The 14,607-nt window shown below is 66.1% G+C and carries 11 protein-coding genes; 4 read left to right on the forward strand and 7 right to left on the reverse strand.

Translation table 11 applies throughout. The features are described from left to right. Positions 1-6 precede the first annotated feature (6 nt). Positions 7-2,106 carry a S9 family peptidase gene (locus tag QX070_RS30100; protein WP_315740779.1) on the forward strand — a complete coding sequence of 700 codons (2,100 nt, stop codon included), beginning with the start codon at positions 7-9 and terminating at the stop codon, positions 2,104-2,106. Between the two features lie 195 nt (positions 2,107-2,301). On the opposite strand, the gene QX070_RS30105 is transcribed toward QX070_RS30100, so the two are convergent. From QX070_RS30105 to QX070_RS30125, 5 genes are all read right to left on the reverse strand, one after another. Continuing rightward, positions 2,302-3,021 (reverse strand): ribonuclease activity regulator RraA, encoded by a 720-nt coding sequence (locus QX070_RS30105; protein WP_315740780.1) that lies wholly within the window; start codon positions 3,019-3,021, stop codon positions 2,302-2,304. 164 nt (positions 3,022-3,185) lie between these two features. Beyond that, positions 3,186-4,922, reverse strand: coding sequence for an L-arabinonate dehydratase (araD, locus tag QX070_RS30110; RefSeq protein ID WP_315740781.1), 1,737 nt, complete (start codon positions 4,920-4,922; stop codon positions 3,186-3,188). After that, positions 4,919-5,779 (reverse strand): ABC transporter permease, encoded by an 861-nt coding sequence (locus QX070_RS30115; protein WP_315740782.1) that lies wholly within the window; start codon positions 5,777-5,779, stop codon positions 4,919-4,921. Before QX070_RS30115 ends, araD begins: the two co-directional genes overlap by 4 nt. 11 nt (positions 5,780-5,790) lie before the next feature. Further along, positions 5,791-6,555 carry an ABC transporter ATP-binding protein gene (locus QX070_RS30120; protein WP_015663656.1) on the reverse strand — a complete coding sequence of 255 codons (765 nt, stop codon included), beginning with the start codon at positions 6,553-6,555 and terminating at the stop codon, positions 5,791-5,793. Then, on the reverse strand, positions 6,555-7,586 hold the full coding sequence (locus QX070_RS30125; protein WP_315740783.1) for an ABC transporter substrate-binding protein: 1,032 nt from the start codon (positions 7,584-7,586) through the stop codon (positions 6,555-6,557). Before QX070_RS30125 ends, QX070_RS30120 begins: the two co-directional genes overlap by 1 nt. Before the next feature lie 123 nt (positions 7,587-7,709). Here QX070_RS30125 and QX070_RS30130 point away from each other — a divergent pair, with 123 nt between their 5' ends. The 3 genes from QX070_RS30130 to QX070_RS30140 all read left to right on the forward strand — a co-directional run bounded on the left by QX070_RS30130 (position 7,710) and on the right by QX070_RS30140 (position 12,848). Continuing rightward, positions 7,710-8,420 carry a GntR family transcriptional regulator gene (locus QX070_RS30130; protein ID WP_315740784.1) on the forward strand — a complete coding sequence of 237 codons (711 nt, stop codon included), beginning with the start codon at positions 7,710-7,712 and terminating at the stop codon, positions 8,418-8,420. Positions 8,421-8,821: 401 nt separating this feature from the next. Beyond that, on the forward strand, positions 8,822-9,256 hold the full coding sequence (locus QX070_RS30135) for a response regulator (protein WP_315740785.1): 435 nt from the start codon (positions 8,822-8,824) through the stop codon (positions 9,254-9,256). After that, positions 9,237-12,848 carry a PAS domain S-box protein gene (locus QX070_RS30140; RefSeq protein ID WP_315740786.1) on the forward strand — a complete coding sequence of 1,204 codons (3,612 nt, stop codon included), beginning with the start codon at positions 9,237-9,239 and terminating at the stop codon, positions 12,846-12,848. The genes QX070_RS30135 and QX070_RS30140 overlap by 20 nt, the downstream gene beginning before the upstream one ends. Positions 12,849-12,947: 99 nt before the next feature. Here the strand turns inward: QX070_RS30140 and QX070_RS30145 are convergent, their stop codons facing one another. Together QX070_RS30145 and QX070_RS30150 are read right to left on the reverse strand one after the other, a co-directional pair. After that, entirely contained in the window at positions 12,948-13,583 is a 636-nt protein-coding gene (locus tag QX070_RS30145; RefSeq protein ID WP_315717165.1) for a response regulator transcription factor, read from the reverse strand. Positions 13,584-14,042: 459 nt separating this feature from the next. Then, on the reverse strand, positions 14,043-14,552 hold the full coding sequence (locus QX070_RS30150; protein WP_315740787.1) for a response regulator: 510 nt from the start codon (positions 14,550-14,552) through the stop codon (positions 14,043-14,045). Between the last annotated feature and the right edge of the window lie 55 nt (positions 14,553-14,607).

The following is a 14,607-nucleotide window of genomic DNA, read 5'->3' on the forward strand; positions in this document are numbered from 1 at the left end:
GACGACATGACCGACAGCAGCACAAGTGCGCCGGTGGCGCCGCGCCGCCCTTATTCCTTCACCCGCCACGGCATCACCGTGAGCGACGATTATGCCTGGCTGAAGGATGCGCGATGGCAGGAGGTGCTGCACGATCCGTCGCTGCTCGACGCCGACATCCGCGCCTATCTCGAGGCCGAGAACGCCTATGCGGAATCCGTGCTCGGCCATACCGCACCGCTGCAGAAGAAGCTCGTCGCGGAGATGCGCGGCCGCATCAAGGAGGACGATTCCTCGGTGCCATCGCCGGACGGGCCCTACGCCTACTTCCGAAAGTACCGCGAGGGCGGCCAGCACGAGCTGTTCTGCCGCACGCCGCGCAACGGCGGGGCGGAGACCATCGGGCTCGACGGCGATGCTCTGGCGCGCGGGCATGAGTATTTCAAGTTCGGCGGCAGCCGGCATTCGCACGACCACAAGCTGGCCGCCTGGAGCGCCGACACCAAGGGCTCGGAATATTTCACCATCCGCGTCCGCGACTGGGACGGTGGAAACGATCTCGTCGATCTCGTCGAGGAGACCGACGGCGGCGTGGTGTGGTCGCGTGACTGCAAGAGCTTCTTCTACGTCAAGCTCGACGACAATCACCGCCCGATGCAGGTGTGGCGGCACAAGCTCGGCACCAACCAATCAGACGATTTGCTGGTCTATGAGGAGAACGACACCGGCTGGTTCACCCATGTGCACGAGTCGACCTCCGGCCGGTTCTGCGTGATTGCCGGGGGCGACCATGAGACCTCGGAGCAGCGGCTGATCGATCTCGATCATCCCGATGCGCCGCCGCGTCTGGTCGCCGCGCGCGAGAGCGGCGTGCAATATTCGATCGCCGATCGCGGCGACGAGCTGCTCATTCTCACCAATGCCGACGGCGCGATCGACTTCAAGATCGTGACCGCGCCGCTGGCCGCGCCCGAGCGCGCCAATTGGCGCGACCTCATTCCGCATCGCGCCGGCATCTATGTGCTCGACCACGATCTCTATGCCGGCCACCTGGTGCGGCTGGAGCGCGCCAATGCGCTGCCGTCGATCGTGATCCGCGATCTCGCGTCCGGAGAGGAGCACGCGATCGCCTTCGACGAGGGCGCCTATTCGCTCGACGCGATGGGCTCCTACGAGTTCGACACCACCAACCTGCGCTTTGCCTATTCGTCGATGACGACGCCGTCGGAAGTGTGGGACTACGACATGGTGACGCGGGCGAAAACCTTGCGCAAGCGCCAGGAGATTCCGTCAGGGCACAATCCGGCCGACTACGTCACCACGCGCATCATGGCCAAGGCCCAGGATGGCGCCGAGGTGCCGGTGTCGCTGCTGCACCGGCGCGACTTCAAAGCCGACGGGTCAGCGCCGCTGCTGCTCTACGGCTACGGCTCCTACGGACATGCGATGCCGGCGTCGTTCTCGGCCAACCGGCTGTCGCTGGTCGACCGCGGCTTCGTCTATGCCATCGCGCATATTCGCGGCGGCACCGACAAGGGCTGGGGCTGGTATCTCGACGGCAAGCGCGAGAAGAAGACCAACAGTTTCGACGATTTCTCAGCCTGTGCGCGGGCGCTGATCGCGGCCAACTACACGAGCGAGAAGCGCATCGTCGGCCATGGCGGCAGCGCCGGCGGCATGCTGATGGGCGCAGTCGCCAACCGCGCGGGCGAGCTGTTCGCCGGCATCGTCGCCGAGGTGCCGTTCGTCGACGTGCTCAATACCATGCTCGACGACAGCCTGCCGCTGACGCCGCCGGAATGGCCCGAATGGGGCAACCCGATCGAGAGCGAGAAAGACTTCCGCACCATCCTGTCCTACTCGCCCTACGACAACGTCGCCGCCAAGCCGTATCCGGCGATCCTGGCGATGGCCGGCCTGACCGACCCGCGCGTCACCTATTGGGAGCCGGCGAAGTGGATCGCCCGGCTGCGCGCGACGATGACCGGTGGCGGGCCTGTCGTGCTGCGCACCAACATGGGCGCCGGCCACGGCGGCGCCTCCGGCCGCTTCAACCGCCTCGACGAAGTCGCGATCGCCTATGCGTTTGCACTGTGGGCGGTGGGCTTGGCGGATAGAAGCGCGTGAGCGCGGCGACTGACAGCAACAGCGAGATGTGTAGCGGGATCTCGCCCGACTAACAGTGTCGTCCCTGCGAACGCAGGGACCCATAGCCACCGTCCCCGGTTGTTGGGCAGGCTGGAGCTACTTTCTTCGTAGTCACATCCGCCTGTGTTTCTGGGTCCCGGCTCAAGGCCGGGACGACAGCGGAGTGTGTGACGGTTACCTGCCGTTCTTCGCGCGCCACGCGGCGAAATCCGCCGGCGTCTGCGGATCGGTCGCCGGATAGAGGCCGAGGATGGAGCGGCCGTTCGCGACCTGCTCGGCAACGAAATCTTCGAACGCGGTCATCTCGAACGTCTCCTCGGCGATCTCGTCGGCGAGATGGGCGGGGATGACGATGACGCCGTCGGAATCGCCGAGGATGACGTCGCCCGGAAACACCGGCGCGTCGCCGCAGGCGATCGGGCCGTTGATCTCGATCGCATGATGCAGGGTGAGATTGGTCGGCGCGCTCGGGCGCTGATGAAACGCGGGGATGCCGAGCTTGGCGATCTCGGCCGCATCGCGAAACCCGCCATCGGTGACGACACCGGCGACGCCGCGCTGCTGCAGGCGGCTGACCAGAATCGCGCCGGCCGAGGCGGCCCGCGCGTCCTTGCGGCTGTCCATCATCAGCACGGCGCCGGGCGGACAATCCTCCACGGCCTTGCGCTGCGGATGGGCACGGTCGCGAAACACCTCGATGGTGTTGAGGTCCTCGCGCGCCGGGATATAGCGCAGGGTGAAGGCCTCGCCGACCATGGTCGGCTGCCCCGGATTGAGCGGGTGGACGTTCTGGATGCACTGGATGCGCAGGCCGCGCTTGAACAGCGCGGTCGCAACGGTGGCGGTGGAGACGGTCTTGAGCTTGTTGCGGGTGGCGGTGCTGAGTCTGGTCATGCGGTCGGTGCTCGCAGTTCTCCCCTCCCCCTTGCGGGGAGGGGTTGGGGGTGGGGGTCCACATCAACGGTGTCGCTTGGGGTACCCCCCTCCCCGACCCTCCCCCGCAAGGGGGGAGGGAGCGCACCGGGGGCGCGGAAACAGCGCGGGCTAACGCGGCGCTACTAATAAATCGCGGGCTCCCCGACCGGAGCGCCGAAGCCGGTCTCGAGGAAGTCGAAATCGCAGCCGTCATTGGCCTGCTTGATGTGGCGGGCGAACATCCAGCCATAGCCGCGCTCGAAGCGCGGCGTTGGCGGTGTCCAGGCGGCGCGACGGCGCGCCAGCTCGTCCTCCGGCACATCAAGATTGATGGTGCGCGCGGCGACGTCGAGCGTGATGCGGTCGCCGTTCTTCACCAGCGCCAAGGGACCGCCGACATAGGCCTCCGGCGCGACGTGCAGGATGCAGGCGCCGTAGCTGGTGCCGCTCATGCGGGCGTCCGACAGCCGCACCATGTCGCGCACGCCCTGCTTCACGAGCTTGGTCGGGATCGGCAGCATGCCCCATTCGGGCATGCCCGGCCCGCCCTGCGGGCCGGCATTGCGCAGGATCAGCACGTGGTCGGCAGTGACGTCGAGCTCGGGATCGTCGATCGCCTTTTTCATCGACGGATAGTCGTCGAATATCAGCGCCGGGCCCGTGTGCCTGAGGAAGCGCGGCTCGCAGGCGGAGGGCTTGATGACGCAGCCGTCCGGCGCGAGGTTGCCCTTGAGCACGGCCAGCGCGCCCTCGCGGTAGATCGGGTTGGATTGCGGACGGATCACATCGTCATTGTAGACGCCGGCGCTCGCGATGTTGTCGCCCAGCGTGCGGCCGTTGACGGTCATGCAATCCAGATGGAGATGCTCCGGCATCCGGCTCATCAGGCCGGGCAGCCCGCCGGCGTAGTAGAAGTCCTCCATCAGATAGGTGTCGCCGCTCGGCCGGACATTGGCGAGCACCGGCACCTTGCGGCTCGCGGCCTCGAAATCGTCGAGGCCGATATCGGCGCCGGCGCGGCGCGCCTGCGCGATCACGTGGATGATCGCGTTGGTGGAGCAGCCCATCGCCATCGCGACCGCGATCGCATTCTCGAACGCTGGCCGCGTCTGAATCTTCGACGGCGTCAGGTCCTCCCACACCATCTCGACGACGCGGCGGCCGCACTCCGAGCTCATGCGGATGTGCTCGGCATCGGCGGCGGGAATCGACGAGGCGCCGGGCAAGGTCATGCCGATGGCTTCGGCGATCGCGGTCATGGTCGAGGCCGTGCCCATGGTCATGCAGGTGCCATGGCTGCGCGCGATGCCGGCCTCCATCGCATTCCAGTCGGCGTCCGACAGTTTTCCGGCGCGGCGCTCGTCCCAGTACTTCCAGGCATCGGAGCCGGAGCCGAGCGTCTTGCCCTTCCAATTGCCGCGCAGCATCGGTCCTGCGGGGAGATAGATCGCCGGCAGGTTCATGCTGGTGGCGCCGAGCAGCAGCGCCGGCGTGGTCTTGTCGCAGCCGCCCATCAGCACGACGCCATCGACGGGATGGCTGCGCAACAGCTCCTCGACGTCCATCGCCAGCATGTTGCGATAGAGCATCGTGGTCGGCTTCAACAGCGACTCCGACAGCGACAGCGCCGGCAGCTCGATCGGGAAGCCGCCGGCCATCAGCACGCCGCGCTTGACGTCGTCGACCCGCTGCTTGAAGTGCATGTGGCAGGGCTGCGCGTCGGACCAGGTGTTGATGATGGCGATGACCGGCCGGCCCTTCCACTCCTCCTGGGCGTAGCCCATCTGCATCACGCGCGAGCGATGGCCGAAGGAGCGGAGATCGTCGGGGGCGAACCAGCGCGCGCTGCGCAATTGATCGGGTTGCTTGCGCTCGCTCATGATTGCGTCCCCCAGGTCAGCACGGTCCGGCGCTCGATGGTGCGGAAGACCAGGTTCTCGACCACGAGGCCGATCACGATCACGGTCAAGAGGCCGGCGAACACGGCCGGAATCTCCAGCAGGTTGCGATTCTCGAAGATGAACCAGCCGAGGCCGCCCTGACCCGAGGACACGCCGAACACCAGCTCGGCCGCGATCAGGGTGCGCCACGCAAACGCCCAGCCGATCTTGAGGCCGGTGAGGATGGCGCCGAACGCCGCGGGGATCAGGATGCGGATCACGTAGGAGAAGCCATTGAGGCCGTAATTGCGTCCGACCATGCGCAGCGTGTTGGAGACGCTCTTGAAGCCGGAATGGGTGTTGAGCGCGACCGGCCACAGCACCGAATGGATCAGAACGAAGACGAGGCTGCCGCTGCCGAGCCCGAACCAGATCAGGGCGAGCGGCAGCAGCGCGATCGCTGGCAGCGGGTTGAACATCGCTGTGACGGTCTCGAGAAAATCAGTGCCGATGCGCGTCGAGATCGCGAGCACGGTCAGGATGGACGCCAGCACGATGCCGGCGGCATAGCCCATGAACAGCACCTTCAACGACGTCCAGGCGCGCATCGGAATGGTGCCGTCGCGCACCTTCTCCCAGAGCGCGACGATGGTGTCGGAGAAGGTCGGGAACAGCAGCGGATTGTCGAGATAGCTGCCGTAGGCCTGCCAGATCGCGGCGAGCACGACGATGATCAGGGTCTTGCGCACGAAGCCGTCGTTCCACAGCAGCTCGAGCATGCTGAGCTTGCGCTCGACCTCGGCCGGGGACGCGCTCACCGCAGCCGTGTCGCGCAGGATAATCTTTGCGTCAGCCATGGGAGCGACCCTCAATGTGCCGTTGCGGGTTCAGAAAACAGCAGGTCATGGATCTGCTTCTCCAGGCGTGCGGCACTGCCATCCTCGGCCGAGACCTTGTCAACGTCGATGACCTCGGCCTTGACCCGGCCCGGATGCGGCGACAGCAACAGGATGCGGTTGCCGATCTTGATGGCTTCCGCGATCGAATGCGTCACGAACAGCACCGTGAACTTGGTCTCGTTCCAGAGCTGCAACAGCTCGTCCTGGCAGGTGCGCCGCGTCAGCGCGTCGAGCGCCGCGAACGGCTCGTCCATCAAGAGAATGTCCGGCTCCATCGCCATGCCCCTGGCGATCGCGACGCGCTGCTTCATGCCGCCCGACAGCGTATGCGGATAGGCATCGACGACGCGCGTCAGCCCGACCTTCTCGATATAGGCGCGGGCGCGGCTCTCAGCCTCCTTGCGCGGCATGCGCCGCGCCGTCAGCAGCGGGAACATCACGTTGGCGAGCACGGTCTTCCACGGCAGCAGTTGATCGAACTCCTGGAAGATCATCATGCGGTCGGCGCCGGGACCGGTGATCTCGCGGCCGTTGATGCGCATCCGTCCCTCGCTCGGCTTGATGTAGCCACCGACCGCCTTCAGCAGGGTGGACTTGCCGCAGCCGGACGGTCCGAGCAGCACGAAGCGATCGGAGCGGTCGACGGAGAAGCCGACGCGTTCGGTCGCCGTGATCACGGCGCTGGAGGTCTTGTAGCGCAAAGTGACGCCATCGACATCGAGCAGCGCAGACATCAGTTGCCCTTCAGATCATGGGCGACCGGCAGGTAGTAGTCGGTCCAGGCCTTGGGCTGGGTCTTGATGGTACCGATCTTGGCGAGATGCGCGGCGAACTTCATCGTGCCCTGCGGCTCCAGGTTCCACTCCATCATGCCGGGCTCCTTGAGCCAGGCGAGCAGATCCTCGACCGAGGTCTTGTCGCCGGTGATCTCCTTGTAGATCTCCACCGCCGTCCGGGTATCGCTGCGGATCAGGTCTTGCGCCTCCTTGGTGGCGTCGCGGACCGCCTGGATGATCTTCGGGTTGGCGTCCGCGAACTTCGTCGTGGTGAAGAACTGCGCCTGGCTGAGCGGTCCACCCATCACGTCGGGCGAATTCATCACAACGTGCGCGCCGGGGACGTTCTTCAATTCGAGGAACGTATAGGGCGGAATCGAGAAATGGTTGTGCACCTCGTGCTGCGGGTTCGACAGCGCCGTATAGGCGTCGGGGTGACCGAGCTGCACGGTGTTGGCGTCGAGCTTGTTCCACTGGTCGGCGCCGAACGCCTCGGCGGCCGCGATCTGCAGCACGATGGCCTGGGTCGAGACCTTGACGGTCGGCACGGCGATCTTGTCGCTGGGACCGAAGTCCTTGATCGACTTGATGTTGGGATCGCGGCTGATCAGGGTCATCGGCTGGGCCGAGGTCGCGACGATACCCTTCACGCCGCCGCGGGTACGGTCCCACAACAACAGCAGATTGCCGGTGCCGGTGTTGAGAATGTCGACGCTGCCCGACAGCAGCGCATCGGTCTGCGCGCCGCCGCCGGAGAAGGTCAGCCATTTGGTGGTGACGCCGGGCACGCCAAGCGCCGCGGCATGCTTCTCGATCAGCTTGTTCTTCTCGATGATGTGGCTCGGCATGTAGAAGATGCCGGGCTGGCGCGACAGCGAGACCTCGGTCTTCTGCTGGGCCTGCGCGGCGTCATTCCAGGCCGCCGCGACCAGCAGCGCGGCCAGCAGGCCGGCGGCTCGTGCGGCCGAGCGCCCGAACTTCTCGAACATGGGACATCCCTCCTCGCGTGCCGGCTCCTTCTTGACGGCCGGCGGAGAGATGCACTAATGCATTAGTGCATCTCTGACAAGGGCTGTTCTGCCCTGCGACATTCGAGCCGGACGTCCGACCAAATGGCATTGCCCGCGACGCCTGCTGCGGTTCTCCCGCCCGAACGGCTCGATCCGAGCCGGCGCGCGGCACCGCAAGTCTTCGAGCGGTTGCGCGACCAGATCATCGCGCTGGCGCTGCCGCCGGGAGCGCCATTGTCGCGGCCGGCGCTGCAAGCCGAGTTCGGCCTCAGCTCGACACCGATCCGGGACGCGCTGATGCGGCTGGCCGAAGAGGGCCTGGTCGACGTCTTCCCGCAGCATGCGACCCTGGTCAGCCGCATCGACGTGGCTCGCGCGCAGCAGGCGCAGTTCCTGCGCCAGGCGCTGGAGCTCGAGATCGTGCGGCTGCTCGCGCTGACACCGGCGGCGGCCCCGATCGACGAGCTGCATGCCCTGATCGCCCAGCAGAGACGGTTCGCCAAGGACGGCAACTTCACCTCGTTCACGATCGTCGACAACGCATTCCACGAGCGGCTCTACACCGCCGCGGACAAGCACGAGCTGTGGAGTCTGGTCCGCAGCCGCAGCGGTCACATCGACCGGCTGCGCCGGCTGCATCTGCCTTCGCCCGGCAAGGCGCAGACTATCCTGCGCCACCACAAGCAGATCGTCGACGCGATCGCCGCGGGCCGGCCGGACGAGGCGCAGACGCATCTGCGCGAGCACCTGACCGGCACGCTGAGCGACCTCGCGACCATTCGCGGCCGCTGGCCGGACTATCTCAGCAGCTAGCGGCCTGCCCAATCGGAGGACATAAGCGGTGTCACGCCGCACCCCGGCACGTCGCTCCTGTGGCCACTCCGTCCCGTGCAGGTCCGCATTGTCTCCACCCGTCGCGCCGCCCGGGATCGTCGACCTTAGACATGTGCTTAAATATTGTGCATTCAGCGGGACTGCCCTCGCCGGAACGAGGCGATTATGAAGCGCTCCGCGCCCTGCAACTACGGCGCGAGCGCCTCGAATGCAGGCACGGCGCCCGGATGGTCCACCCTTCGCCCGCACGGGACATCGATCACCGCGTCCCATCCTGCATGTGACTTGCGCGGCGAAGCGCTTGCGGCGCGCCGCGAATTGGGCAAAACCTTTACAACTGACCGTTGGTCTTGCTGCCAGCCAATCGGGAGATGCGGAGCGTGGCGAAGATTCTGGTCGTGGACGACGATCCGCTCATGCAGCTGACAATTCAGCGCGTGCTCGAACGCGCCGGTCACGTCGTCGGAATCGCCGGTGACGGCCAGAAGGCGCTCGTCCGCTTCAAAAGCGAGAGCTTCGACCTGGTGATCCTGGACATCTTCATGCCGGGCATGGACGGGCTGGAGGCGATGCGCATGATCCTCAAGCAAACGCCGGGTGTTCCGATCATCATGACCTCGGGACGTCCCCACACCCCGACCTCGATGTCAGAGCCCGACTATCTTGCCATGGCCACCAAACTGGGAGCGGTTTCCGCATTGCCCAAGCCGTTCAAGCCGGCAGCCCTCCTGACGATGGTTTCCGATTGCCTGGCATCGGCAGGCGATCAGGCTACTCGACCCAGGCCAGGCCACAATGCTGTTCCGAACTCCTGACAGCCGAAGCGAAGAGCCCCTGCTGAGCGGCGCGCAGCCCGCGAGCGAGGGTCCGCGGCTCGGCGGCCGCATCACGCTGACGACGCGACTGGCTGTCGCGATGATCCTGCTGGTCGCGATCGCGGTGTTCGCCGTCGGCTGGCTCGGCTACCGCAGCCTCGAGCGGGCGCTGCTGCCGCGCGCGCTCGATCGAATCGAGTCGCATTCGCGCCTGATGGCGACCGAGCTCGAAAACTATGTCGGCGGCGCCCGCAACGACATCAACGGCTATCGCGCCTCGCCAAATCTGGCAACGTTGATACGCACGCTGAAGACGGGGGCTCCCGATCCCCGCGAAGGGCTGCCGGCGCAGTCGTGGCGCGAGCGGGTCGCAATGCGCTACTTCGCCGAGCTGCAGGCCAAGCAGACCTACGCGATGATCCGCCTTGTCGGGATCGAGAACAATTATCGCGAGCTGCTCCGGGTCGACCGGCTCGGGCCGGGCAACACGGTGCGGATCGTTCCGGAGAACGAGCTGATCACGCGCGGCGAACGCAACTACATCAAGGAGACGCTGAGCCTGCCGCCCGGCGGCATCCGACTCTCGCCGATCATTCTCGACGGCAACACGACGGATCCCAAGACAGGCGTGCCGATGCTGTGCGTCGGCACGCCGGTGTTCGCGCCGGACGGCAAGCCGTACGCGATCCTGATGATCGATCTCGACATGCGCCCGATCTTTGCGCATCTGCGCGCCGCGGCCCGGCCGGGCGCCCAGCTCTACCTGGTGAACGCCCGCGGCGACTATCTCTTCCATCCCGAATCAGACCGGGAATTCGCCTCCAAGCGCGGCCGATCGACGCGATGGCAGGACGATTTTCCGACGCTCGCCGGCGCAACGGGCAGCGCCGAAGGTTTCGCGCAGATCCTGCACGACGAGGCCGATCGTCCCGGCGGCGTCGCCTTTGCTCCGGCGCTGCTCGCGGGACAGGAATGGGTGGCGGTGATCGAGACGATCCCGAACACCGCCTTCATGGCGCCCGCCCTCGCCATCCGCAAGACGGCGATCGAGGTCGGCCTGATCGCGATGCTGTGCGCAGCCGCGCTCGCCTTCGTGGTCGCGCGCTCGCTGACGCGGCCGATCAACCAGCTGACCCAGGCCGTCGAGGGCGTGGGCCGCGGCGAGGCGGTGAACATTCCGCTCGAGGCGGTCGGCGAGACCGGCGTGCTGGCGCGCGCCTTTGCCCGCGTGCTGGACGAGGTTCGCACCAAGACCGCCGAGCTCGAGCGCGAAGTCCAGGAGCATTACCTGACCGAAGCGGCGCGCGACCATTTCGCCGCCCGCGAACGGCTGTACAGTGCAGCGGTGGAATCGTCGAACGACGCGATCGTGACGCTGTCGCTGGACGGCACCATCACTGCGTGGAATCCGGCAGCCGAGGCCATGCTGGGCTACTCCGCCGAGGAGGCCGTGGGCCGCCGTGCGGATTTCCTCGTGCCGCCAGAGCGCATGGCCGAGGCCCAGGACATTCTGGCGCGCATGGCCCGCGGCGAGCGGATCCAGCACTTCGAGACGGTGCGGATCCGCAAGGACGGTGAGCTGGTCCAGGTCTCGCTCAGCGTCTCGCCGATCAAATCACCGACGGGCCAGATCATCGGCGCCTCCAAGATCGCACGCGACGTCACCGAGAGCCGCCGGACCGAGCTGGCGCTGCGCCAGCAGACCGAGGAGCGGCGGCGCATCTTCGAGACGTCGCGGGACCTGATCCTCATCACCGACCGCAATGGCATCCTGGTCCAGGTCTCACCGAGCGTGGAGACGATTCTCGGCTATACGCCGGCCGAGATGATCGGCCGCAGCGGCGCGGATTTCATCCACTCCGGCGATCTGCTCAAAGCACGCGAGGAGCTTCGTGCCTCGCGCCTCGGCCTGCGCGCACGCACCTCCGACTGCCGCTACGTCCACAAGGACGGCCGCGTGGTGACGCTGTCTTGGACCTCGAACTGGTCGGAGCCGGTGCAGCGCCACTTCTTCATCGGGCGCGACATGACCGAGAGCCGGCTGGCGCAGGAGACGCTGCGGGAGAGCGAGCAGCTCGCCCGCAACATCATCGAGACCGCGCTCGATGCCTTCGTCCAGGTCGACGACAACGGCGCCATTCTCAACTGGAACTCCCAGGCCGAGAAGATCTTCGGCTGGTCGCGCGCCGAGATCATCGGCAAGGACGTGTTCGACGTGATCACGGTCGGGGACGTCGGCGAGGAGCTGCGCGAGGCGCTCGGCCGCATCCTGATGACCGGACAAGCGAGCGCGCTCGGGGTTGGCCGTCGGCGCGAGGTCATGGTGAAGCGGCGCGACGGCCGCGAGTTCAAGGCCGAGCTCAGCGTGACCGCGCTGAAGACCCGCAACGGCTTCGTGCTGAACGGCTTCTTCCGCGACCTCACCGACAAGATCGCGACCGAGGAGCGGATCCGCCAGTCCGAGAAGATGGAGGCGATCGGCCAGCTCACCGGCGGCATCGCGCACGACTTCAACAACATCCTCACCGTGATCACCGGCACGATCGAGATTCTCGCCGCGGCCGTGGCCAAGGAGCCGCAGCTCGCCGCGATCACCAGGATGATCGACGAGGCCGCCGCGCGCGGTGCCGATCTCACCCAGCATCTGCTCGCCTTTGCGCGCCGGCAGCCGCTGCAGCCGCGCGAGGTCGACGTCAACACGCTCATGATCGACACGGCCAAGCTGCTGCGGCCGACGCTCGGAGAGCAGATCGAGATCGAGTCCGTCTTCCAGGACGAGACCTGCGTGGCGCATGTCGATCCGAACCAGCTCGCCACGGCGGTCATCAACCTCGCGCTCAATGCCCGCGACGCGATGCTGAATGGCGGCAAGCTCATCCTGGAGACCGGCTGGGCCGACCTCGACGAGAACTACGCAAGTCTCTACGACGACGTGCGGCCCGGTCGCTACGCGATGATCGCGGTGAGCGACAGTGGCAGCGGCATTCCGGCCGCCATCATCGACAAGGTGTTCAATCCGTTCTTCACCTCGAAGGGGCCGGGCAAGGGGACGGGGCTCGGATTGTCGATGGTGTACGGCTTCGTGAAGCAATCGGCCGGACACATCAGGATCTACAGCGAAGAAGGCCACGGCACCACGATCCGGATGTACCTGCCGCCGGGCAGCGAAGAGGCGGTCACGGAGCCATCGGGCGCCGCGCCGGCGATCCAGGGCGGCCAGGAGACGATCCTGGTGGTGGAGGACGATCGGCTGGTGCGCGGCTACGTTCTCGCCCAGCTCCATGCGCTGGGCTATGCGACGCTGGAAGCGGCCAATGCCGCCGAAGCGCTGGCGATCACCAATGCCGGAGAGCCGTTCGATCTGCTCTTCACCGACATCATCATGCCGGGGACGATGAACGGCCGCCAGCTCGCATCCGAGATCCAGCGGATTCGCCCGGCGCAGCGGGTCCTATTCACCTCCGGCTACACCGAAAATGCCGTGGTGCATCACGGTCGGCTCGACGAGGGAATTCTTCTGCTGCCGAAACCGTACCGCAAATCCGAGCTCGCCAAGATGATCCGCAAGGCGCTCGCCGCCACCGAGGCTTGAGCAATGCGGCTTGACCATGCGGCCTGACCAACGCGGCCTGGCGCTTGCGATTGCCGCTGCTCCAGAGCGAGGCCACGTGCGGGCGGCCCGGCCATCGGCTCAATTGGCGCGCGACGCCGTCATCACGATGCGGATCAGATCGGCCGCGTTGCGCGCGCCGAGCTTCTTCATGATGTTCGCGCGGTGATCCTCGATCGTGCGCGGGCTGATGCCCAGCGTGCGCCCCGCCTCCTTGTTCGAGGCCCCCGCCGTGAACTGTTCCAGGACCTCGCGCTCGCGCCGCGTCAGCGGCTCGCGGCCGGGGAAATGCAGCGAGCCGATCTTCGGCGAGGCGTTCTCCTTCTGCCGCCGCGCGAACGCGCCGATCGCCTCGTTCAGACGGGCCACGATCTCACTGCCGCGGAACGGCTTCTCGATGAAGTCGAGCGCCCCGTTCTTGATCGCGTTCACGGCCATCGGGATGTCGCCCTGGCCCGAGATCATGAAGATCGGAGCCGGATAGTCCTCGCCGTGCAGTTCCCTGAGAATGTCGAGACCCGACTTTCCGGGGATGTGCACGTCGAGCAGGATACAGGCCGGTGTCCTGCTCCGCGCCACCGCCAGGAGCGCGGCGCCGTCCGCAAAACAGATCACTTCATACCCACCCGCCGACAAGACCATCGAGAGGGTGTCACGCACGGCTGGATCGTCATCGACGACAAAGATCTCACCGCGGGAAGTTGTTTGTTCGGCCATGGGCGATTGCTCTTGCAAAGGAGAAGAAACAATGAAAGCGCGTCTTATGATACCATACTCGTCGGGTGCTTTGGGCACCCGTATTTGTACGGTTTATGATCCTAACCCACAAGTAGTAGCTGCAGATCGGTGACCGCCTTCACGAGACCACGATCTGGACACGATCTCAAGGCAGCCGTCGTGAGCGGCATGCTGCTTTGCAAAACACATCAACGTCGACAGCGTCATGATCGACATCAAGCTCTGATCGCATCGGCGTTGCCCGCTTGCACCACGCCGAACGGGCATGCTCGGTGCCAGACCAGTGCACGGCTCTTGCCACGAAAATCTGCACGGCATTTGACACAAGACGTGCAGCCGTCAGTCGGCCCTTGCCCTCGTCTTGATCAGAAATCGGCGGTATTTGGACGTTGCACAGGATGTGCACTCTGGACCGCGGCTTGTGCCGATGTAGGTCTCTCAGGACCGATGCTTCGCGGCAACAGTTTCGGCTGCGACGCCGCCCCAGGTGTGGACCACGGGCAGGCCGAGCGCAGTCTTGCCGAGATTGGCAAGGCAGATGCGCAGCGCCGCCAGATCGACCGGCTTCGGCAGACTCTGCAGGTCGATCCCGAGCGAGCGCGCGAGCAGCCGGGCCTCAATTCGCTTCGCCGCATCCATGCCGCTGATTACGATCACGGAACCGGCGAAGCGGGTATCTGCGATGACCTTGAGGACCTCGGTCCCGTCGCCATCCTCGAACATGAGATCGAGCGTCACGCAGTCGAAGCGCTTGTTGCGCACCTCGCGGATCGCGTCGCTGCAGGTGGCCGCGACCGTCACGGCATGGCCGGCCTGCTTGGCCGCCAGCGCGATCAGCGTCCGCTGCGCAGCGTCGTCGTCGACGACCAAGAGCTGCAACGCGCGCCGTCCGCCATCGTCCGCGCGCTCCGGCCGGCTGGGTGCAAGTTCCGAACTCATGACCGGCATTGGTCGTTCCTGGACAATTTGACCGAGGTCATTGTCATACACGCCCGACCCTGCG

It is taken from the genome of Bradyrhizobium sp. SZCCHNR1093 (genome assembly GCF_032381175.1).
GTDB lineage: Bacteria > Pseudomonadota > Alphaproteobacteria > Rhizobiales > Xanthobacteraceae > Bradyrhizobium.

Coding starts and splice junctions, on each gene's coding strand:
- QX070_RS30100 (WP_315740779.1), top strand. CDS start 7: ATGACCGACAGCAGCACAAGTGCGCCGGTGGCGCCGCGCCGCCCTTAT.
- QX070_RS30105 (WP_315740780.1), bottom strand. CDS start 3,021: ATGACCAGACTCAGCACCGCCACCCGCAACAAGCTCAAGACCGTCTCC.
- araD (WP_315740781.1), bottom strand. CDS start 4,922: ATGAGCGAGCGCAAGCAACCCGATCAATTGCGCAGCGCGCGCTGGTTC.
- QX070_RS30115 (WP_315740782.1), bottom strand. CDS start 5,779: ATGGCTGACGCAAAGATTATCCTGCGCGACACGGCTGCGGTGAGCGCG.
- QX070_RS30120 (WP_015663656.1), bottom strand. CDS start 6,555: ATGTCTGCGCTGCTCGATGTCGATGGCGTCACTTTGCGCTACAAGACC.
- QX070_RS30125 (WP_315740783.1), bottom strand. CDS start 7,586: ATGTTCGAGAAGTTCGGGCGCTCGGCCGCACGAGCCGCCGGCCTGCTG.
- QX070_RS30130 (WP_315740784.1), top strand. CDS start 7,710: ATGGCATTGCCCGCGACGCCTGCTGCGGTTCTCCCGCCCGAACGGCTC.
- QX070_RS30140 (WP_315740786.1), top strand. CDS start 9,237: ATGCTGTTCCGAACTCCTGACAGCCGAAGCGAAGAGCCCCTGCTGAGC.
- QX070_RS30145 (WP_315717165.1), bottom strand. CDS start 13,583: ATGGCCGAACAAACAACTTCCCGCGGTGAGATCTTTGTCGTCGATGAC.
- QX070_RS30150 (WP_315740787.1), bottom strand. CDS start 14,552: ATGCCGGTCATGAGTTCGGAACTTGCACCCAGCCGGCCGGAGCGCGCG.